Annotated in this window: 18 protein-coding genes; 12 read left to right on the forward strand and 6 right to left on the reverse strand. The window is 61.9% G+C overall.

Annotated features, from left to right (window positions below):
• Positions 1-29: 29 nt before the first annotated feature.
• The 3 genes from HV670_RS15350 (at position 30) to lhgO (ending at position 4,505) form a co-directional block, all read left to right on the forward strand.
• Entirely contained in the window at positions 30-1,619 is a 1,590-nt protein-coding gene (locus HV670_RS15350) for an MDR family MFS transporter (protein ID WP_425511430.1), read from the forward strand.
• A 20-nt stretch (positions 1,620-1,639) separates the two neighbouring features.
• Positions 1,640-3,172: an efflux transporter outer membrane subunit gene (locus tag HV670_RS15355; protein WP_175105643.1), complete on the forward strand. Its 1,533-nt coding sequence runs from the start codon at positions 1,640-1,642 to the stop codon at positions 3,170-3,172.
• A 133-nt stretch (positions 3,173-3,305) separates the two neighbouring features.
• Positions 3,306-4,505, forward strand: a complete 1,200-nt coding sequence (lhgO, locus tag HV670_RS15360) for an L-2-hydroxyglutarate oxidase (protein WP_175105644.1) — start codon at positions 3,306-3,308, stop codon at positions 4,503-4,505.
• Positions 4,506-4,608: 103 nt separating this feature from the next.
• On the opposite strand, the gene HV670_RS15365 is transcribed toward lhgO, so the two are convergent.
• From HV670_RS15365 to HV670_RS15375, 3 genes are all read right to left on the reverse strand, one after another.
• The gene (locus HV670_RS15365) at positions 4,609-6,045 is read right to left on the reverse strand and encodes an aminotransferase-like domain-containing protein (RefSeq protein WP_175105645.1); all 1,437 of its coding nucleotides are present in this window, start codon (positions 6,043-6,045) and stop codon (positions 4,609-4,611) included.
• Positions 6,046-6,247: 202 nt separating this feature from the next.
• Positions 6,248-7,471, reverse strand: a complete 1,224-nt coding sequence (locus HV670_RS15370; RefSeq protein ID WP_246257492.1) for an EAL domain-containing protein — start codon at positions 7,469-7,471, stop codon at positions 6,248-6,250.
• Between the two features lie 647 nt (positions 7,472-8,118).
• Positions 8,119-8,574 carry a hypothetical protein gene (locus HV670_RS15375; protein WP_175105647.1) on the reverse strand — a complete coding sequence of 152 codons (456 nt, stop codon included), beginning with the start codon at positions 8,572-8,574 and terminating at the stop codon, positions 8,119-8,121.
• A gap of 206 nt (positions 8,575-8,780) precedes the next feature.
• On the opposite strand from HV670_RS15375, the gene HV670_RS15380 reads away from it, so the two are divergent.
• Entirely contained in the window at positions 8,781-10,205 is a 1,425-nt protein-coding gene (locus HV670_RS15380) for an alkaline phosphatase family protein (protein WP_175105648.1), read from the forward strand.
• A 75-nt stretch (positions 10,206-10,280) separates the two neighbouring features.
• Here the strand turns inward: HV670_RS15380 and HV670_RS15385 are convergent, their stop codons facing one another.
• Complete coding sequence (locus tag HV670_RS15385; protein WP_246257484.1) at positions 10,281-11,357, reverse strand: HAD family hydrolase; 1,077 nt, start codon at positions 11,355-11,357, stop codon at positions 10,281-10,283.
• Positions 11,358-11,839: 482 nt separating this feature from the next.
• Between HV670_RS15385 and HV670_RS15390 the strand changes: the two genes are divergently transcribed.
• Entirely contained in the window at positions 11,840-12,478 is a 639-nt protein-coding gene (locus HV670_RS15390; protein WP_175105649.1) for an H-NS histone family protein, read from the forward strand.
• Between the two features lie 103 nt (positions 12,479-12,581).
• Positions 12,582-13,076 carry an MgtC/SapB family protein gene (locus HV670_RS15395; RefSeq protein WP_246257486.1) on the forward strand — a complete coding sequence of 165 codons (495 nt, stop codon included), beginning with the start codon at positions 12,582-12,584 and terminating at the stop codon, positions 13,074-13,076.
• Between the two features lie 212 nt (positions 13,077-13,288).
• Here the strand turns inward: HV670_RS15395 and HV670_RS15400 are convergent, their stop codons facing one another.
• Positions 13,289-13,741 carry a cupin domain-containing protein gene (locus HV670_RS15400; protein ID WP_175105650.1) on the reverse strand — a complete coding sequence of 151 codons (453 nt, stop codon included), beginning with the start codon at positions 13,739-13,741 and terminating at the stop codon, positions 13,289-13,291.
• On the reverse strand, positions 13,738-14,583 hold the full coding sequence (locus HV670_RS15405) for a cysteine hydrolase family protein (protein WP_175105651.1): 846 nt from the start codon (positions 14,581-14,583) through the stop codon (positions 13,738-13,740). Before HV670_RS15405 ends, HV670_RS15400 begins: the two co-directional genes overlap by 4 nt.
• On the opposite strand from HV670_RS15405, the gene HV670_RS15410 reads away from it, so the two are divergent.
• From HV670_RS15410 to HV670_RS15435, 6 genes are all read left to right on the forward strand, one after another.
• The gene (locus HV670_RS15410) at positions 14,518-15,618 is read left to right on the forward strand and encodes a LysR family transcriptional regulator (RefSeq protein ID WP_281362401.1); all 1,101 of its coding nucleotides are present in this window, start codon (positions 14,518-14,520) and stop codon (positions 15,616-15,618) included. The genes HV670_RS15405 and HV670_RS15410 overlap by 66 nt on opposite strands.
• 152 nt (positions 15,619-15,770) lie before the next feature.
• Positions 15,771-17,366 carry an ABC transporter ATP-binding protein gene (locus tag HV670_RS15415; RefSeq protein ID WP_217478430.1) on the forward strand — a complete coding sequence of 532 codons (1,596 nt, stop codon included), beginning with the start codon at positions 15,771-15,773 and terminating at the stop codon, positions 17,364-17,366.
• Positions 17,363-18,457 carry an ABC transporter permease gene (locus HV670_RS15420; protein ID WP_217478431.1) on the forward strand — a complete coding sequence of 365 codons (1,095 nt, stop codon included), beginning with the start codon at positions 17,363-17,365 and terminating at the stop codon, positions 18,455-18,457. The genes HV670_RS15415 and HV670_RS15420 overlap by 4 nt, the downstream gene beginning before the upstream one ends.
• The gene (locus HV670_RS15425) at positions 18,454-19,374 is read left to right on the forward strand and encodes an ABC transporter permease (protein WP_175105653.1); all 921 of its coding nucleotides are present in this window, start codon (positions 18,454-18,456) and stop codon (positions 19,372-19,374) included. Before HV670_RS15420 ends, HV670_RS15425 begins: the two co-directional genes overlap by 4 nt.
• 56 nt (positions 19,375-19,430) lie before the next feature.
• Positions 19,431-20,198, forward strand: coding sequence for a creatininase family protein (locus tag HV670_RS15430; RefSeq protein WP_175105654.1), 768 nt, complete (start codon positions 19,431-19,433; stop codon positions 20,196-20,198).
• 110 nt (positions 20,199-20,308) lie between these two features.
• Entirely contained in the window at positions 20,309-21,265 is a 957-nt protein-coding gene (locus HV670_RS15435) for a BMP family protein (RefSeq protein WP_217478432.1), read from the forward strand.
• Positions 21,266-21,280: the final 15 nt, after the last annotated feature.

Raw genomic sequence — 21,280 nt, forward strand, 5'->3', positions numbered from 1 at the left:
CATCGTCGGCCGGGCCGGCGGCGCCCTCCATGCCTTCTCCCCCGCCGTCGTCCGCCCCTCGGCCCGAGCCCACGCATGCCAGCGCCGCCGACTGGATCGCCGTCGCGGCGGGCTCGCTGGGCGCGCTGATGGCGACGCTCGACATCTCGATCACCAACTCCGCCTTGCCGCAGATCCAGGGCGAGATCGGCGCGACGGGCACGGAGGGCACCTGGATCTCGACGGGCTACTTGATGTCCGAGATCGTGATGATCCCGCTCGCGGCGTGGCTCACACGTGTGTTCGGTCTGCGCAATTTCCTGCTCGGCAATGCGACCCTGTTCATCCTGTTCTCGATGATGTGCGGCTGGTCGCATACGCTGCCCGTGATGATCATCGGCCGCATCGGCCAGGGCTTTGCCGGCGGCGCGATGATCCCGACTGCCCAGACCATCATCCGTACCCGGCTGCCGCGCGCGCAGTTGCCAGTCGGCATGACCGTGTTCGGCCTCATCGTGCTGCTCGGTCCACTGCTCGGTCCGGTACTCGGCGGATGGCTGGCGGAGAACATCAGCTGGTCGTGGTGCTTCTTCATCAATCTGCCGGTCTGCCTCGCGCTGATCACCTTGCTGATCGTCGGCCTACCGGCCGAGCGGCCGCAGTGGGCAGCTTTCTTCAAGGCGGACTGGCTCGGCATCGTCGGCCTCGCGATCGGTCTGAGCTCGCTGACGGTGGTGCTCGAGGAAGGCCAACGTGAACGCTGGTTCGAGTCGAGCATGATCATCACGTTGAGCGTCGTGTCGCTCGCCGGCATGGTGCTGATCGCGCTCTCGCAATTCACCGCGAGCAAGCCGATCATGCGCCTAAACCTGCTGCGCAATCCGCGCTATGCGAGCGTCATCATCATCGTGTTCGCGGTCGGTGCGGGGCTCTATGGTGTGTCGTACCTGTTGCCGCAATTTCTCAGTCTGGTCGCGGGGTACAACGCGCAGCAGGCGGGCGCGATCATGCTCATATCGGGTGTGCCGGCCTTCCTGATGATGCCGGTCCTGCCACGCCTGCTCGGCAAGCTCGACTTCCGGATACTCGTGATCACAGGCCTCGTCCTGTTCGCCTGGAGTTGCATGCTCGATATCGACCTGAGCGCGCAGAGTGTCGGGCACGACTTTTTCTGGTCGCAGCTGATCCGCGGCATCGCGCAGATCCTCGCGATGATGCCGTTGAACCAGGCATCGATGGCGGCCGTCTCGCGTGAGGACTCCGGCGATGCGGCGGGGCTCTACAACATGGCCCGCAATCTCGGCGGTTCGGTCGGGCTTGCCATCATCGGCACCGTGATCGACCGTCGCACGACGTTTCACACCGCCATGATCCGCGAATCGCTGTCGGCGAACTCCGTGCTCGGCCAGGAACGCATCGCGTCGAGCGCCGCAAGCTGGTTTGCGCAAACCGGCGACCTGGCCTATTCGAAGATGCGCGCGCTCGGCCAGATCGCCGCGCAGATTCAACAGCAGGCAACCGTGATTACGTACTCGGAAACGTTCTACCTTCTCGGCATTGCATTGCTCGCCTGCGTGCCCCTCGCGCTCCTGTTGAGAACGCCGCGCGGGCAAGCACCGTCCGCCTCCGCCGGCCATTGACGCTTCATAAGATACTCACGATGTCCGTTCGCCCTTCCCTTTCCCTGATCCCGGCGCTGCTCGCCTCCCTATGCGCCTTGTCGGCCTGCACCGTCGGGCCCGACTACGCCGGTGCACCGGAGGTTGCGTCTGAGGCAGCGCATGCATCGAAGTTCGTCCGTGCGCCGGCAGCCGGAATAGACGACGCTCACGGCAGTAGCAGAGTCGGCGGCGGCGGAATCGTATCGGCACGGGCGCCAAGCCAGTGGTGGTGCTCGCTCGACGACCCGCATCTGAATGCACTGATCGAGGCCGCATTCGCCCACAATCCCGATCTTCATGCGGCGCAGGCACGCCTGCGTGAAGCGCGCGCCCAGTTGCAGCAGCAGAGAGCCGCCGGCATGCCGACCGTCTCGTTCAATGCTGCCGCGTTGCGTACGCGCTCGCCCGACCCGAGTTTGTTCGGGTCTTCCCAGGGCGGTGGTGATAGTGGTTCGTCGACCGGGCAAAGCCAGGGGTCGACCGGCCGCGGGCCGCTCCAGCTTTACACCGCGGGTTTCGACGCCTCATGGGAGATCGACCTGTTCGGCGGCACGCGGCGCGCGGTCGAAGCCGCGACGGCCGAGGCCGATGCCGTCGACGCCGATCTCGCGGATGCGCAGGTATCGCTCGCGGCCGAAGTCGCGCAGGCCTATATCGACCTGCGCGACGAGCAACAGAGACTGCTGCTCGCCCAGCGTTCGGCCGAGCTGGAGCAGCAGATGCTCGATCTGACGCTGCAGCGGCGCGCCCGCGGCACGGCAGCCGACGTCGATGTCGAACGGCTGACCACGCAAGTCGAAAACACCCGGGCCACGCTGACCCCGCTCGATGCACAGGTCAGCGAATCGCTCGACCAGCTCGCGGTGCTGACGGGCCAGGCGCCGGGCGCGCTCGATCGGCAACTCTCGACACCCGGTGCGATACCGGCCTTGCCTGCATCGGTAGCGGTCGGCGATCCGGCTGCGATGTTGCAGCAGCGACCCGATATCCGGGCGGCCGAGCGCCGGCTCGCCTCGAGCAACGCGCAGATCGGCGAGCATACGGCCGATTTCTTTCCGAAGGTGACGCTGTTCGGCGACCTCGGCTTCAGCGCCGCCGATCCCGGTCATTTGGTCCGCAAGAGCAACTTCACGTGGATCGCGGTGCCGTACCTGCAGTGGAATGTGCTCGACTTCGGCCGCACGATCAGCAGTATCCATAGCGCGGAGGCCTCGCGGGACGAGGCCGCGGCGCACTACGCGCATACGGTGCTGGCCGCGCTTCAGGATGCGAATACCGCATTGTCGCGCTATGGCCACCAGCGCGAACACCTGGCCACGCTGCAACAGGTACAGGCATCAGCCGACCGTTCCGCGACACTGATGCGGCAGCGTCATGTGGCGGGTGTGTCGAGCCTGATCGACTTGCTCGACACGCAGCGTGTGCAATTTAGCGCACAACAAAACGTCGTCGCGGGGCAGGCCGAATTGGTGAAGGATTTCGTGTCCTTGCAGAAAAGCCTGGGGCTCGGCTGGAGCGTGCAGCCGGGGTAGGACCTCCTGCTGGTTGCGCGTGGCCTTCGAGCGAATTTCCAGGGGCCGAGGCGAAAGACGAGTCCAGGCGTTCGGCGCCTTGCGCTCGCTGAATGCATACAATGTCGCACCACGATCGAAGCGAAGGCTCACGATGATTTACGACTACTGTGTGATCGGCGGCGGCATTGTCGGTCTCGCTACGGCCATGAAGCTCCAGGAGCTGGAGCCACAGGCGAGCCTCGTGTTGCTCGAAAAGGAATCGAGCCTCGCAATGCATCAGACAGGCCATAACAGCGGCGTCATCCATGCGGGCATCTACTACGCACCGGGCAGTTTGAAGGCCAGGCTGTGCCGCAGCGGCGCGAGGGCCACCAAGGCATTTTGCGAGCAGCACGGGATCCCTTATGAGACATGCGGAAAGCTGCTTGTCGCGACCAACGATCTCGAGCTTCAACGCATGAGTGGTCTCGTCGAGCGTGCGCGTCTCAACGAGATCGAAGTCGAACAGCTCGATGCCGCGGCGCTGCATCGGCGAGAGCCGAACATCGACGGGCTGGCCGCCCTCCTCGTGCGCGAGACCGGCATCGTCGACTACCGGCGCGTCTGCGCGAGCATGGCTACCGTGATCAGGCAAGGTGGCGCGACCATCGAGATGAACGTCGAGGTCGCCGCGATCCGCGAGATGGCGGACAAGGTGAGCGTGGCGGACAATGGCCGCGAATGGCAGGCAAGGAAACTCGTCGTGTGCGCGGGCCTGCAATCGGACCGGCTGGCGAGAATGGCCGGCATCGAGACAGCGCACCAGATCGTGCCGTTCCGCGGCGAATACTATCGGCTACGGCCGTCGCGAAACGATATCGTGCAGCACCTGATCTATCCGGTACCCGATCCGGACCTGCCCTTCCTCGGGGTGCACCTGACTCGGATGATCGACGGTAGCGTGACGGTGGGACCGAGCGCCGTGCTCGGATTCGCTCGCGAAGGCTATCCGAAGTTCTCGTTCAATCTGCGCGACGTCGCTGAGTACGCGGGCTTCCCGGGCTTCTGGAAGACGATGGGCAAAAACCTCAAGCACGGCATCAGGGAAATGCGCAACGCCATGTCGAAAGCGGGCTATTTGCAGGAGTGCCGCAAGTACTGCCCGTCTCTCGAGCTCGACGATCTGATGCCGTACGAAGCCGGCATCCGCGCACAGGCCGTCATGCGTGACGGGACGCTCGTGCACGACTTCCTGTTTCTCGAGACGGCGCGCATGCTCCATGTCTGCAATGCGCCTTCGCCTGCCGCGACATCCGCGATACCGATCGGCGAAATGATCGCCGGCAAGGTGGTGGGAGTGAAGGTGCGCTAGCGAAGCACCGGAACGCCATCGGACGGTGACTCGCGCAGCGCAACCGAGGCAATACCGCCGCGCTTCGCGTATGGCCTCGCGCCGGGTGGCTCGGCTGGCAAACTTAGCCGGTCGCGCCGCCCTGAGTGTTGCCGTTCTTTGCCAGATCGCCCAGCGTGGCAATCGCCTCTTCGATCTTTTGCGACCACCGGTGGCCGTAGTTCAATCGGATGTGCCCCTGGAACTCGCCCTTTGTCGAGAAGATCGGGCCCGGCGCGAGACTGATGCTTTGCGCGAGCGCATCTTCGAAGAGCTGTATCGAATTCACCTGCGGCGGTAGTTCGAGCCAGAGAAAATAGCCGCCCATCGGTCGGACGCTCTTGGTCTGCGACGGAAAGTAGCGAGCAATGGCGCGCAGCATATGACTTTGCAGAGTCTGCAGCTCCTTGCGCAGGCCACGCAGAAAGCGTTCATAACTGCCGCCCTCGAGATAGTTGGCAATCGCGCGCTGCGTGGCGACGTTTGCCGAGATGGGCGCCATCCACGTTACCCGCTCGATCTGTTGCGCGAACCGCCCCGCAGCGATCCAGCCGACCCGGTGGCCCGGCGCAAGGCTTTCGGAAAACGAGCCGCAGTGGAGAACGAGCCCCTGCCGATCGAAGAACTTGGCAGGGCGCGACGGAACCGCGCCGAAATGCAGGTCGCCGTACATGTCGTCCTCGATGAGCGGCACATCATGCATCGCCAGAAGTTCGACAAGCGCCTCCTTTTTCGCGTCGGACATCGTCACACCGGTCGGATTCTGGAATGACGTCATGAACCAGCACGCACGCACCGGATGGCGCTCGAGCGCCTCGGCCAATGCATCCAGATCGAGCCCGTCGTTCGGATCGATGGGGATTTCCACGACCTTCAACTGGAGACGTTCTACGGCTCGCGACACCCCGTAGAAGACCGGTGAACCGATGGCCACCACGTCGCCCGCGCGCGTCAGTATCTGCAGGCTATGGGTCAGTGCATCGATTGCACCACTCGTGATGATGATTTCGTTCACCGGAACGACCATGCCGCGTATCAGATAGCGCAAGGCAATCTGCTGCCGCAGACTTTCGTCGCCCGGCGGCTGGCCCGTCATCGCGTCTGCGAAGGTCATCGACCGGCAGGCCGCGGCAACTGCCCTGCCGATTCTCCCGACGGGAAACAATTCCGGGCTGGGCGACGGAGAGCCCAGTTCCGCCACATACGTATGCTTCAGTGAGCCGAGCATGTGGAATACGAGATTGTCCACGTTCACCAGCGGCTGCGTTCGCTGCGTGGCCAGCGGCTCGTACGATATCTCGCGTTCCTGACGGATCGTGTCGGATACAAAATACCCCGAACGCGCATGGGCAACGATCAGGCCCTGACTCTCAAGCTTGTAATAGGCTCTGAACACAGTGGTACGACTCGCGGAGTACAGCCTGCAAGCGATACGGATCGACGGAAGACGTGCTCCGGCCCGCAGTTGACCGCACCGGATAAGCTCTTCAATCTGTCCGGCCAACTGCTCATAGCGCTTCACATTTTCCTCACTCTTATAGTGGCAAGTCTCCGAACAAACCACGCTCGATCCATCGAACCGCGTCGGACGCGATGGCGCGCACCGCGGTGCGACCGGGCACGGGAAATCCGATCCGGCACGCCCCGGCACAGCGTGCTCGAGATGCGAATGGGTAGCTGTTGATGGGGCCGGCTACCTCATCTCCGGTGAGATGGCTCGCCCTTTATAAGAACCGAGCCCGGGCCGATCCCTGCAAAAAGGACTTGAGCCGGCGCATGGCCAATGGGCGGCTGTAAAAGAATCCCTGTCCAAATTCGCCGCCGACCGAGCGTAATACGTCGTGGTGAACCCCTGTGTCGACCCCATCGACGATGAGCATCGCATCCATTTCCCGCGCGGCGCTCGCCAGCGATTGAAGCCGCCGCGCACGTTGCGGCGGTGTTAGCGAGAAAATGCGGCGATCCACCTTGATTATTTCAAAACTCAACTCCTTCGGATAACGGAACGCGTCGCTACCCTCATCTGCTCCCAGACCGGTCAGTGCAAAAATCACACCTCTTGCTCGCGCATGCGCCATCTGGTTTGACAGCGTTCTCTCGACGCTGCCAAGCGCTTTATGATCAAGACCGACCACGATTCGATGTGTGCGGTCCATCGTGACAATCTCGATCAGCCAGCGAAAAAAACTCTCACTCGTCAAGCAGGCAAGCGGAATATCAACGATAACGTAAAGCAGGCGAGCTTCGGATAGCTCGCCGATCTCCTGCGCCACCCTCGCTAAGGCATATTTCATCAATGTGCCGATCCAGCTGCAGCGCTCGAGGACGGCCATGTAATTTGCACTACCTATTTTACCGAAGTCCGGATTCGCCCAACGCAGCATGGCGTCCATTCCTACGCAAACTCTGCCGCGGATACTCACCAGCGGTTGATATTCTATGTGGAATTCGCCGCGAGCCAGGCCCGCTCGCGCGGCGCGCTCCATTCTTTTGTCATAGTGAAACCAGCGCAGCCAACACCAATGTCCCACTAATATGAACAATCCCGCCAAGGCCGGCCAAAACAATAGGCTCAGCAGGAGTAACAGCGTTTGCGGCTCGGGCAACTGCGGCCACGATCGCAGCGAAGGCTCGACGAGCCGCGTCACCGGAGCAGGCGGCAAGCGCAACTCAAATGCGATCTGAGCCTTCAAGGCCTTCTCAGCTGGCACGGTAGCGAAAGCCGAGGGGACGATGGCGCCCGACGAACAGGTTGCGCCATTACAGGGGACCGCGGAAACCGGCGCAATCGCCGAAGGGGAAAAGCTGATGCCGGAAAGCGGTGCCAATTGAGCCAGTTCGGAAATCCGATGCGAACCGAACACAAGCGGCCATGGGTCGTGATCCGGCTGCGCATTTATTTCCGCGTGTGCGCCGGCAGTCCAGAATGCCAATACCAGCCATAGCATGGCGGCCACTAAACGAGACACCTTATAGCTGAAGCCGCATTTTACTAAGTGATTTACCCAAAATGAGATCGTCATATGCGCCGAGTATTATTATCTGGTAGTCCGGTACAGATGCGCTCGCCCGGCTCAAACCGGCATTGCGCCTGGCCGAAGACCCGATAACGTCGTTCGCATGCGATCGTTGCGATCTCTCCCGGCGCGATACATTAGCGCGCGAACTTTGCCAGCACTCGTGTGCGGAAGATAGGGCCAGAGGCGCAAAAAAAATGCGGGCCAGCCCGACCTTGCAACCTTGGTCGTTTTGCAGGCTGTCATATGAGGAGCAGTCCAGAGCCGAAAAAGCGTGAACGATCCGAGTGAGAAGCCGAAAGACGTTGTCAGCATTTTGCGCTAGCTCGAGCAACTTGAATAAAAAGTGGCAAGGCTATCGCGGGTCATGGAGCGGTGGAGTGGCGACGTCCATGGGGCCATGACAAGTAAATCACATGCTCAAATGTTGGGTACTTCTTTTTTTGCCTTCAGCCGCCTATGAAATTATGAGCGCGAGAAAATCCATAAAAGTAAACGAGCATTATCGACAAACACGTGAAGTAAAGCGACGGCAAGGAGACGAAGGTCCTTGCCGCGCAACGATGCGCAATGAAGGACTATTGTGCAGTGCCGGGCGGACTGACGGGCAGATTCGAGGGTAGGCCGTTCGACGCACCTGCCGACGCATTGCCTGTGCCACCCACGCTGCCTGAACCTCCCATTCCGCCCGAGCCACTCATTCCGCCCGAGCCGCCCATTCCGCCTGAGCCTCCCATGCCTCCCATACCCCGACCGTGTTTTCCGCCACGCGAGCCGTTGGATGGCGCCGGCGCGCTCGCCGCAACCGGGTGCGCCGGCGGGTCGGTGATGAATTTCCAGTTGTCGTTGATTGCGCCCGACTCGCCACCCGTATCGTCGGTTGCCGGATGAGTAAGGACGCTGCTTACGACGGGCGCGCTCGACTGTGCGAACACTCGCGAGGCAAGCGGGAAGAGTGCACATACGGCTATCATGCACGAGCCCGCCATGCGCGGAAGCATCGACCGCCGGTCCAGCGTTGAAACGTCATTCAAAGTAAGAGCTCCTCGAAAACTGTTGCCGTCGTAGACGGACTCCTGCGCGACATCGCGTGAGCGCACAGCCCGAAAATCAGCAAGCAGTCTAAATTGTTGTGAAGCGCCGTGAATAACGGTTGTTTTACGGATCATTACCCATTGCCCGCCGCCGCCCCTCGAACGGGCTGGTCAGCGACGAGTTCAAACACGCTTCGGATGCATCAATGGACAAAATCCTGGATCAGATCGAACACGTCGTCGTCGTGATGCTTGAAAACCGGTCGCTCGATACCCTGCTCGGCTGGCTCTATGCGCAGGGAGAGCGGCCGAACGTCGTCCTCCCCGCGGGCAGTCCGGCAACCTTCGACGGTTTGCGGCCCGATATGTGGAACCCCTCAGACCCAGGTTTTTACAACGGCGGGCCAACGGCTCAGGTCTTCGTGAAGCAGTCGGCAAGCCAACCCACGGTGCCCGATCCCGATCCGCAGGAAACGTTCGACAACGTCACCTACCAGATCTTCGGGCCGGGCCCGGTCAGCCCGCTGACTCCGAACACGATGAAGGGTTTCGTGATCAACTACGCGACGACCTCGACCCAGGACGCGTCACAGGTGCTCGAGGGTTACAGCACGGCGCAACTGCCTGTACTGGCCGCGCTTGCGCGTTCGTATGCCGTGTCGGATGCGTGGTTCGCCTCGGTGCCCACCCAGACCTGGCCGAACCGCGCATTCGCGCATGCGGGGACCTCGAACGGGAACGTGAACAACGGCGACGCCATACCCGATCCGTTCGACTGGGATGTGCCGACTATCTTCAATGTGCTCGAGTCGCAAGGCGACAGCTGGTCCGTCTATACCGATACGACGCTGGTGCCTTCGCTGACACGAGCCATGTTCCCGAAGCTCTGGGACCCCTGGCTCGACTCGCATTTCGAGGGCTTCGGCGCATTTGTCGACGCATGCGAAAAGGACCGGCTGCCCCGCTATTCATTCATCGAACCGAGCTTCCTCACGGAGCCCAACGATATGCACCCGCCCCACGATACGCGGGCAGGGGACGCCTTTCTTTATTCCATCTGGAAAGCGATCAGCACGTCGCCCGGCTGGGCAAAGACGCTGCTCATCATCACGTTCGACGAGCATGGCGGCTGCTTCGATCACGTCCTGCCGCCGTTCAATGCGATGACGCCCGATCAGGCAAGCTCGCCGGGCAAGGAAGGATTCAGGTTCGACCGGTTTGGCATTCGCGTGCCAACTGTGATCGTTTCGCCCTACATCGCGGCAGGCACGGTGTTCCGGTCCCCGACTGACACGCCGTACGATCACACGTCAATCCTCGCGACCCTGCGCGACTGGCTGGGGATTCCTGCATCGGCGATGTTGCCGAGCGCGCGCATTGCCAAAGCCCCGACGCTCGACGCCATCCTGACACTCAGCGACGCGCGCACCGATCTGCCAAATATCGCCGCACCGCTCGGCCACTACGACCGGCCTGCGTTGACAGCGCCGCCGAACGATCTTCAGAAGAGTCTCGTCGCAGCGTCCGCCCGTCGTTTTGGGCTCGATCCTAAGGCCGCCGTGGCATCGATGGATACACGCCAGCACATCGTGGACTTTTTCAAGCGAAGACTGTCGCACGCCGCTTCGTGATTCAATGCGAGGGCGCCTACGCTGATGCGGTACCGGCGCGATGCAGTGAGCGACGCGTCCCGCTGGTCACGAACCTCATTTCGTCTGAGCGGGCTGTGTGGGCTGTGTGGGCTGTGCGGACACGGGAACGAACATCGTGTTCCAGTCTTTCTGCATGTCGATGACCGTCCAGCGTTTGCTGTTTGCCTCGTCCAATGCCTTGTCGAGCTTGCCGACCTTCGATGCCTTGTCGTAGGCATACTCCCGCTCGCCATCGGTGTGATGCACCAGAGCGGCAAAGCGCGCCCCCGAACCGGCCGCGGTCCATTCCAGCATCTGTTGATCGCCGTCGGAATTGCCGAAGGCCATCAGCGGCCTGCGTCCAATGACAGCCTCGATGGTCTGCGGCTTGCCGGGCCCATCGTTGATGTTTGCAATCTGCGCCAGCCTTAGCAGCGTCGGCACACCGTCCATAATCGAGTATTTATACTTCACGGTGCTGCCTATAACGTGTTCCGGGGGGATCGCATAGACGGACTGCGATATCGCCCGCACGAATTCCACCCCACCACCGGTCACGATGTAGTTCGTGAACCCGTTCGCCTCGAGATATCTGAGGACCTCGATCATCGGCTGATAGGCGAGCTCGGTGTACAGCCGGTCGAACCGGCGGTCCTTTGCGGTCTCGAACCAGTTATGAACGATCTGCGCAAACGCATCGGTCGACATGCCCGCATGTGTGGCGGCAAGCAGTTTCGTCAGGCCTTCCTCGCCGGTCGCGGCCACGCCGTTCATATCGCCCTTCAGGATCGAACGAAACAGCTCCTCGGTATTCCACTCCGGATGTACGGGCGCGAGTACATGAACGCGCTGGAATATAAAAACAAGTTGCGTGTACGCGGGTTGTTCGAGCCACAGCGTGCCGTCGTTATCGAACACCGCGATTCGAGCCTCGGGCGAAACGTACTCAGACGAGCCGAGTCGCGTCACGCGCGCGACGTAGTCCACGATTGCGTGCTTGGTGGGCGTGTCGTTCCACGATGGCAGTCCGATCCCGGACGAAGACGTCGCGGCCGGCACAGTGACGGACTCGACCGCTGGCTTATGGTCCGCACACGAGGCGAGTATCGCAAAGCCAAGCACAAGCAGACTGCTTCGAATGGTTCGCATCATGACGTCCTTCCACGAAAAAATCGCGTCCGTGCCTCTGCGTGTCCGATTCAGCCCGGCGCTCGTGCCGGCCTGCGCATCCTCTTGGGCGGGCAGCCATTTCGACTCTAACGAATTTCTCAGGCGATAACCATAAGTAGTTTCAATTCAGTAACGGACTAATAGTGTTCGTCGTACTATTAATCCATATTGCATTAATGAAACCGGCCATGTGTCGCCGCCGTCGTTACCCTTCTACTCGCTTCGTTTCTGAGCTGTGCGGCGAGCGACACGATGAAGCGTATTCCCATAAGAAGGGATTCAGGTCAGCCAAGCGAAATGAAATGAGACCGGCGCTGATGCGATTCATAAGATCAACGTCTGTCCTTACCGACCAAATATGAGATGCACACGCATATATCAAGATGCGTTTCTATACAGAACGGACGTGTAGAGGCGAACCGTATATGGCATAGTGTGTCCACCTAACATACAAGGAGGCCCTCATGCCAACGCTCACACAAATCCAGGCCCGCATCGCAAGACTGCAGTTGCAGGCAGAGGCGATTGCAGCGAAGCAGATCTCTGCCGCACTCGATGAAATCACCACACTGATGACAAGGCACGGTGTGACGACGGCCGACATCGCCTCTCATTTGTCGGCAAGCAAGCCGCGCGGCCGGCTAGCGGGAAAGAAGGCCGGGGCCAAGGCCGGCGTGAAGTCGCTCGTCAAGACAGGCGGCAGGAGGCGCGGCCGGCCGGCCAAAGCATCGACCGCTTCCGCAGGTAAAGCTAAGTTGCCCGCAAAATATCTGAACCCCAAGACGGGAGAAACCTGGAGCGGTTGGGCACGTCCTCCGCTTTGGATCAAGGACGTCAAGGACCGGACGAAATTCCTGATCGACGGTGCAGCGGCCACCGCGGTGTCGAAGCCGGCAGAAGGTATCAAGGCGCGTGTGAAGCAATCCACGGCCAGGAAGGCCACCAGCAGGAAGGGGGCAAGCAAGCGCGTTGCCGCCGGCAAGCCCAAGACCTCAAGGACCGCAACAACGAAGACGCCACCGGTTAAGACACGCGCAAGACGGACAAACAGGCCGGCCGCCAACGCACCCGCGGTTGAGGCGAGCGCTGCAGGCGCAATCTAGAACGCCCGTGAGGCGTACATTGCCAAGGACAGATCGACAGCCCCCATGCCAAGGTCGGCCCCGGTGAGATTTTCCGCGACGCTTCGCCATTGTTCGAGGACCCATGCTTTCGAATCCGGCTTTGCTCGAAGTATCGCTGCGCATGGCAGCCGCGATCATCATCGGCTGCATCATCGGCATCGACCGCAATCTGCGCGGCAAGCCTACCGGTGTGAAGACGCTTGGCCTGGTCGCGCTCGGTGCGGCCCTCGTCACGATGGCCGGCCTGGGGTTCTCCGTCGCGACCATTGAAGCGGACGACCGGAGCGCCCGTGTCATCCAGGGTATCGTCACCGGGATCGGTTTCCTGGGCGCGGGCGTCATCCTCCAGAGCCCGTCCGAGAAGCACATTCGCGGCTTGACGACAGCGGCGTCCATCTGGGTTACCGCGGCGCTCGGGATCGTCTGCGGCCTCGGTGCGTGGAGCGTTGCCGCAATCGCGACCATCATGGTGATCTTGCTACTCACCGTGGGGCGTGCGCTCGAGCAGACGCTGCATCGGCGATGGCTCAGCAAGCCGGAGCAAGAGCGGGAAGCGGCGGAAATGCACGACGAGTAACGTCGTCGTGGCATTTGTCGCTTAGGGTTGGCTACCGGAATTTTGCTGGCCTGCCGCTAGCCCGCCGATCTTCCGGACACTTCTGTCGCACTTGATATTCTCCCCGCCCTAAGGAGCCCTGAAGGAGGAGGGATTACCGCGCACTTGTTCAGCCAACGCTGACAACTTGAACTGACCATGCTGGCGCACGGCCTGCTACCCATGCGAGCACGTTAGCCGATGCCACCCAGTACCCGGATATCGGCGGCATCAAGTTTCCACCGCAAGCCGTTGCGAATGAGTTGCGCGAAGTCTTCGTCGGGAATCATCGTGGTCAAACAGTAGAGCCGCTCGCGGCCGGTATTGCGTACGACATGTTCGCTTCCTGCGTGGACGATCAGCGAGTCACCTGCGCGGATCTCAGTGGACTCACCGTTGCAGATGGCCTCTCCGCTTCCCGAGAGGACAAAGAAAATTTCATCGGCTGCCGTGTGGCTGTTCGGCGGCGTAGCGCCCCCCGCTTCGAATATCTCGATGACCTGCACGAAGCTCACCCGATTTGCTTGCGGTGTCGCGAGCAGGACAAAGTAATTGCTGTCGTTCGGCGAGATCTTGAAAACCTCCGCGTCCTGCAACGCCTGAATGCTGAAAGCGCGGCGAGTGACGGAGCTTGCGGGAATGTTCATTGATGATCCTTGTGAGCGGTCAGCACCTCGTGCATCGCGTTGCTTTGAAGAGAAAAGCCGAAGCACTGGCGTACGTTATAGAGCGTTGCGGCGGTACAGAAATCCGGCGATGTCGTCGCGCTGCAGTCTTCGACCAATAGCGTGTCGTAGCCGAGGAAGTTGGCGTCCATTAGCGTGGCGAGCACGCATTGATCGACATTGACGCCGCCGAAAAGCACCGTCTTCACGCCGAGCGTACGCAGAATGGAGTCGAGCGGCGTATCGCGAAAACCGCTCATGCGGTATTTATCAACGAAGGTATCGGTTGCCGATACGGCGAGCTCGTCGATGAGCGCGGCGCCCCAACTGTCTTTCTCCAGCACGCGACTGCCCGCCGCGCGCGGCTCGCTTGCATGCGGCGCAAGCGGATCGCCCAGGCCGACAGACTTCGCGTCGGGGTTGTAGACATGCAGCAGGACGGGCGGGAGGTTGGCGCGATCGGCGCGATTGCCCCAGTTCACCCAGATCACCGGCACGCCCACACTGCGGCACAAATGCGTCAGGCGATTGATGGCCGGCGCCAGTTGCTTGCCCGGGCGTGTGTCCACGGCAATCGAATCGAGCCAGCCGCCCACACTGCAAAAGTCATTCTGCATGTCGATGCAGACGAATGCCGTCTGCATCAGGTCGATGCGCACGTCCTGCGGATTCGCTGTCAGCGTCACGGTCCGTGTAGCAGACCGCGGACGCGTCATATCGATGATGTCTCCGTCTACGCGGTAGTGATCGCCTTGCGGATGGCCGAGCAAGTCCCCCGCCCCGTCCGGTTCACTTGTCGCTGGATATGGCTTGCCCGAGGACATCGATTTTCTCCTGCTCAGCTAGTAGGTAAATTGGCATGCAAGTTGCGTACGGTAGCCGCCCAGCATCGTGCTAACGAGGAGTCGGCATTGAACGCGTCGTATCTACGCTCTCTGGATGTTCATCACCTATCCATCCTCAACATTCTTCTTCGCGAGCAGAGCGTTTCGCGTACGGCTGAACTGCTTGACCAGCCGCAACCCGCCATCAGCCGCGCATTGCGCCGACTGCGTGAGACCTTCAGCGACCCCATCCTGGTGCGCTGTGGCACTGGCATGGTGCTCACCGATGCCGGACAAGCGATGCGCGAACCCGTTCGCAAGGCGCTTGCCAACCTCGACAGCCTCTTCAACATCGACACGTCGTTCCTGCCCCAGGTCTCCGATCGCCAGTTCCTGATCGCCAGCGCCGACTGCCTCGGGGCTGTGGTGCTGCCGTTCGTCGCCAGCAGGATCCTCGCGGCAGGGCCGCACCTGCGGCTGCACGCCCGAGCTATCGGCTCTGAGTTCGACTACGCGGGCGCGCTGGAATCGGGCGAACTGGATCTCGTGTTCGGCTGCTGGACATCGCCCCCGGAAAACCTGCGTTCTTCCACCTTGTGCACCGTGGACCTCGTTTGCCTCACCCGTCAGGATCACCCGATCGCGCAAGGACCCATCGGCCTCGAGCAGTACCTGCACGCACGACATGTCGTGCCGCTTGCGACATCGCCTTCCGAGCCTGGCCCGATCGATCTGCAACTGGCCCACCTGGGACATCGGCGCAACATCGCCGTGACTTTGCCCGAGTACAACATCGTGCCGTACATGCTGATGGAGTCCGACCTGGTCTTCACGACCGGACGCCCGGCGGCGGAACGCATGGCCAAGCACTTTCCGCTCACGCTCAGTCCCGCGCCACCTGAACTCGCACCCGTGCGCTTCTATCAGTTGTGGCACGAACGCGCTCACGATGCAGCCAGCAGCCGCTGGCTGCGGGCGCAGAGCATCGAGGCTGTGCACACCGCCCTCGAGCGAGACAGTCTCGCCATTTCCTGAGCGAACCCTGGCCTTTGCGAACTGCATTCTGAGCGCCACGCCTTGCGCAGGCCATACCGAAAGCGCCATATGGATATGGCGCCAGCGATGTTGTTCGTGAAATTCTGGGATGCTCAAATCAACCACGCCAGAATTCAACGGAAGTATTCCCCATGGTATTAGCCACCTCGCCAGAGGCATCAGCCGGCGAAGCAGGCGGCTCGCCGTCGAAAGTTCGCACGATGCTCGAGATGCGCCGCATCACGAAGCGATTCGGCGCGACGCTGGCAAACGATGCGATCGACTTTTCAGTCATGCAGGGCGAGATCCACGCATTGCTCGGAGAAAACGGCGCGGGCAAGAGCACGCTCATGCAGATCCTCTACGGCATGGTGCAGCCGGACAGCGGCGAAATCCTGGTCGCAAACCGAGAGGTCAGGATCGAATCTCCGCGCGATGCCATCGCGGCCCAGGTGGGGATGATCCATCAGGAGTTCATGCTGGTGCCGTCGCTGAGCGTGGTTGAGAATGTCGTGCTCGGACTCGGCCACACCGGTGAACGTCTCGATCTGGCTGCCGCGGCGAGGCGCATCGCGGAGATATCGGAAGAACACGGCTTGTCGGTGAATCCGTGGGACAAGGTCGAGGACCTGCCAATCGGCGTGCAGCAGCGCGTCGAGATTCTCAAATTGCTGTATCGCGACGCGCGTCTGCTCATCCTCGACGAGCCCACCGCCGTGCTCACGCCGCAGGAAGTCACCGGGTTCTTCAACGTATTGCGCTCGCTCGTGCAGCAGCAGCGCGCAGTCGTGATCGTCACGCACAAGCTGCGTGAAATCATGTCCATTGCGCAGCGCGTGACGGTGCTCAGGCATGGACGCCTGAGCGGTGTCGTGCACACCGCTCAGACGGACGAACACGGACTTGCCCGCCTGATGGTGGGACGCGATGTCAACCTGCATGTCGATAAACCGGCGCTCGCCGCCGGCAAAACGGCGCTCGACATCGAGCAGCTCCACGTGCGCGACCACCTGGGTCAACCCAAGGTCAGGGGCATCGATTTATCTGTTCGCGCGGGTGAAATCCTGGGCATTGCGGGCGTGGATGGCAATGGCCAATCGGAGCTCGCCGAGGCGATCCTGAATCTGCGCAAGATCGAAAGCGGCCATGTCAGGGTTGCAGGCGAAGACGTGACGCACGAGACCGTAGCTCGTCACCATGCCGCGGGACTTGCGTATGTCCCGGCCGACCGCCGCAGCGTGGGCGCGCTCACGAGCCTGTCGATCGCCGATAACGCGATGCTCGGGCGGCATCGGCATTTTTCGAAGCGCGGCCTTCGCGATCTTCGTGCGATCCGCGAGCACGCCGCGGCGTTGATGAAACGGTTCGATGTCCGGGCGTCCGGCATGGACGTCCCCGCCGGCAAGCTCTCCGGCGGCAATCTGCAGAAGGTGATTTTCGGACGCGAGGCGATGCGCGCGCCGAAGGTGCTGGTCGTCGAACAGCCGACGCGTGGACTCGATGTCGGCGCCATCGAGGTCGTCTGGCAGGCGCTGATCGCGCAGCGCGCGGCGGGGACAGCCATTGTGCTGATCTCCGCGGAACTCGAGGAAATCCTGAACCTGTCTGACCGCGTCGCCGTCATCCACGGCGGCCGCATCATGGGCATCGTGGATGCAGCCAATGCAGATGCCACGGAGATCGGATTGATGATGGCCGGCGCGACGGCACGAACGGACAACACGGCGCACAACGAGGTGCAGGCATGAGCGGCCGACTCGAACGTGTCCCTGACGAGAATCCGTCGTGGCGCGCCATCGCTCTATCCATGCTCATCGCCATCGTGCTTGCGATGGCGATCGGTGGCCTGCTGTTCGTGCCGCTCGGACTGGATCCGCTGCATGCCTACGCCGAGCTTTTCATCGATGGCTTCGCCTCACCGCGCGGTATTGCATTCACGCTCGTGAAGGCGTCGCCGCTGATCCTTGTCGGGCTCGCGACGATCGTCGCTTGGCGTACGGGCTTCGCCTATCTCGGCTTTGAAGGCTGCATGCTCGCCGGTTCGGTTTCGAGTGCCTGGCTCGCGCTCGAATATTTGCCCGGCCGTGCATTCGCGGGCCTGCCCTGGTGGTCGTTCTGGATCGCCGTGATGCCGCTTGCCTTCCTTGCCGGTGCGCTGTGGGCTGGGTCGACAGGTTGGCTGCGGGCGCGCTACGGCGGCAACGAAGCGCTGATCTCCCTGATGATGAATTACCTCGCGATCTTCGCCGTGCAGTATCTGGTTTCCGGCCCGATGCGCGCGCCCGGCGGTTTGCCCGAATCGCGGCGCCTGCCGCATGAAACCTGGCTGCCCTTCATTATTCCCGGCACTCGCGCACATGCGGGCATCCTGCTCGCGGTGTGCGCCGCGCTGGTCGTATGGTTCGCGTTCAAGAAGACCGTCTTCGGCTTCGAACTGGTGATAACCGGGCTGAATGCGCGTGCGTCGCGCTATAGCGGCGTGCCGGTCGAGCGCAGGCAGATCGTCGCGGCCTGTCTCAGCGGAGGACTGGCGGCACTCGGCGGACTCGTCAACGTGCTGGGTGTCCAGCACCGGCTCGTCGATGGCATGGCCGACGGCACCGGTTTCATCGGCATGGTCGCGGCGCTGCTCGGGCAGTTGCATGGCCTGGGCACCGTAGTCGCTTCCGTGCTCTATGCCGGCATGGGCACGGGCGCGGATGTCATGCAGCGCGAGCTCGGCGTGCCCAGTTCCATCGTCTCGATCGTGCAGGCACTGATCGTTCTCTTCATTCTCGCGGCCCAACTGCTGCGGCGTTATCGATTCCGCCGAGACCCGTCCACCGGAGCGTCGTCATGACCGGCACATTTCTCGTCACCTGGCTGAATGCGACCGTGCTGCTGGCCGCGCCCATCCTGCTCGCGGCCACCGGCGAGCTGTATGCGGAGAGAAGCGGCGTACTCAACCTCGGGATCCAGGGATGCCTACTGCTAGGCGCGCTCGCAAGCTTCGGTGTGGCTCACGGTACCGGCGAAATCTGGCTTGGCGTGCTGGCCGGCGCGGCAACAGGAGCGCTGTGCAGTGTGCCGCTCTCGCTGATGTACGTCACCATCGGCGCGAGCCAGGTGGTCGTGGGCATCATCTTCAACATTCTCGCCTTTGGTCTCGGCAGTTATGTGTACCGGCTGATGAACATTCAGGACTCGAGTTCAAGCCCCATGTTCAAGGCACTGCACATCCCCGTGCTCTCGGACCTTCCGGTGCTCGGACCGATTCTCTTTCGCCATTCACTGCTGCTGTATCTCGTGATCGCCGTCGTCGCCGTCGCGCATTGGGCGCTGTATCGCACCCACTTTGGACTGAACATGCGCGCGGTCGGCGAGAACCCGAAGGCGGCGGAAGCGGCCGGCATCGACGTGAACAAGATGCGTCACATCGGCGTCGCCCTGTCCGGACTCGCCGCCGGTGCGGCCGGCGCCTTCATCGTGCTGGCCCAGATCGGACTGTTTCGCGACAACATTGTCGACGGCAAGGGATTCATCGCGCTCGCCATCGTGATCTTCGGCCGCTGGGACCCGCTCAAGTGCCTGCTCGCCGCGCTCGCGTTCGCCGCCGCGGATGCGCTTCAGCTATCGCTTCAACTGACGAGCGTCTCCGTACCGGCGGAAGTGCTGCTGGCACTCCCGTATGTCGTGACCATTCTTGCCATTTCCGGCGTGGCGGGCCGTGCAAGACAGCCTGCCGCGCTCATGGTTCCGTACCACAAGAGCGCCTGATTCACGAACTGCGCCCACTGCAGCGCCACCGAACATTGCATCAACAGGAGAAAGAATTGCAACGTCATCTGTCGCATATGACCTGGACGGAGATCCGCGATCTCGACAAGGAGTCGGGCGTGGTCGTACTGCCGATCGGGTCGCTCGAGCAGCACGGCGCTCACCTGACCATCAATACGGATACCTACTTCGCCGAGCGCTTCCTCGAACTTGCGCTCGAACAGCTGCCCGATTCCATCAAGGTCTGGTGCCTGCCCGTCATGCCGATTACAAACAGCCGCGAACACGAAGGATTCGCCGGGTCGTTCTGGCTCAGCGCATCCACGATGATGAACGTGCTGCGCGACATCGGCGCCAGCATCGCCCGCTCGGGCTTTCGACGCTTGCTGCTTTGGAATTGCCACGGCGGGAATATCCCATTGCTCGATCTGATGGCGCGCGAGATCCGCGCCGATACCGGCCTGGCTGTCTTCACCTGTTTCCCGCCCGCGGCCTTGCGTGATCCGGTCGAGACGAACGAGCGGGAAGGCACGTTTGGCATTCACGCGAACGACTGGGAAACAAGCGTGATGATGGCGCTTGCACCGCAACAGGTGCGGGCGGACAAGCTGACGGCGGAGTATCCGGACTTCGCGCCCGCGCATCTGAAGCTGGAAGGATCCGCTGCGAACGTGGCATGGCTGACGCGCGACCTGAGCGATTCGGGCGTGCTCGGCGATGCGACGCTTTCGACGCCCGAGCGTGGCTGGCAACGGCTCACTCCGCTCGTACCGAAGTGGGTGGACATGCTCAGCGAGATCAGCCGTTTCGAATTCGCGTCCTGAACGCGACCCGTACGCAGCGTTTTTCAACCACACTCTCTACTTCAATCACCATGTCCATTTCAAGAAGAAACTTCGTACGCGTGCTCGGCGGTGCCCTTGCCGGAGCAGCCATGCTCGAACTGCCGGCCGGCCAGGCATGGGCCGCGAACGGCAAAACGCTCAAGGTCGCGCTCCTGATGACGGGATCCGTCAAGGACGGCGGCTGGAACCAGGGCGCTTTCGAAGGACTGGAACGGCTGAAGCAGGCAGGTCACAAGACCGCTTATGCCGAGAATATTCCGCAGGCGCAAATCTCCGAAGTCACGCGAGGCTATGGCGACGATGGCTACGATCTCATCATCGGACATGGCTTCGAGTTCGGCAGTGCCTTTCTTGAAATTGCCGGGGACTATCCGAACGTCAAGTTCTTTGCCTCGACGTTCAAGCCGCAGCCGCAATGTCCGGCCAACACGATGTTCGTCGACATGGCGTACCGCGACATTGCTTACGCAGCGGGTACGCTGGCGGCATTGATCTCGAGCAAGCAGAAGGCGGTGGGCATCGTGGGCGGCGGCGACAATCCGACCCAGCGGTCCATGATCGACGCATTCAAGCAGGGCGCGCAGGCAGCGGTACCTGCCATCAACCCGCTTTCGATCATCACGGGCAACTACAACGACGCGGCGAAGGGGCGCGAGGCAGCCAGCATCATGGCAGGCAACGGCGCGGACGTGATCTGGCACATCGCCGACGTCACGGGCCTCGGTGCCATCCAAGGCGCGGTGGCACACGGCGCGAAGACGATCGGCTGCTATGCCGATCAAAGCGGGCAGGCGCCCAAGTCCATGGCAACCAGCACTGTGCTCGACAATGGGGTGCTGGTCGAGAAAGTCACCGCCATGGTACAGGGCGGCAAGTTCATGGGCGGGCAAGAGTGGAAGCCGACCGTCAACGTGCTCTGGCATCTCTCCTGCGGCACGCAGATGTTCAATGCGCAGCTGGTTCCCACAAGCGCGGCGCAAGCGTTCCAGGGCACCTGGAACAAGCTGATCGCAGGCCAGATCAAATACGCCCCGCAGAAGGCCTGAGGCCCGCGCTCAAGA

The organism is Pararobbsia alpina (assembly GCF_902859895.1).
Lineage (GTDB): Bacteria > Pseudomonadota > Gammaproteobacteria > Burkholderiales > Burkholderiaceae > Pararobbsia > Pararobbsia alpina.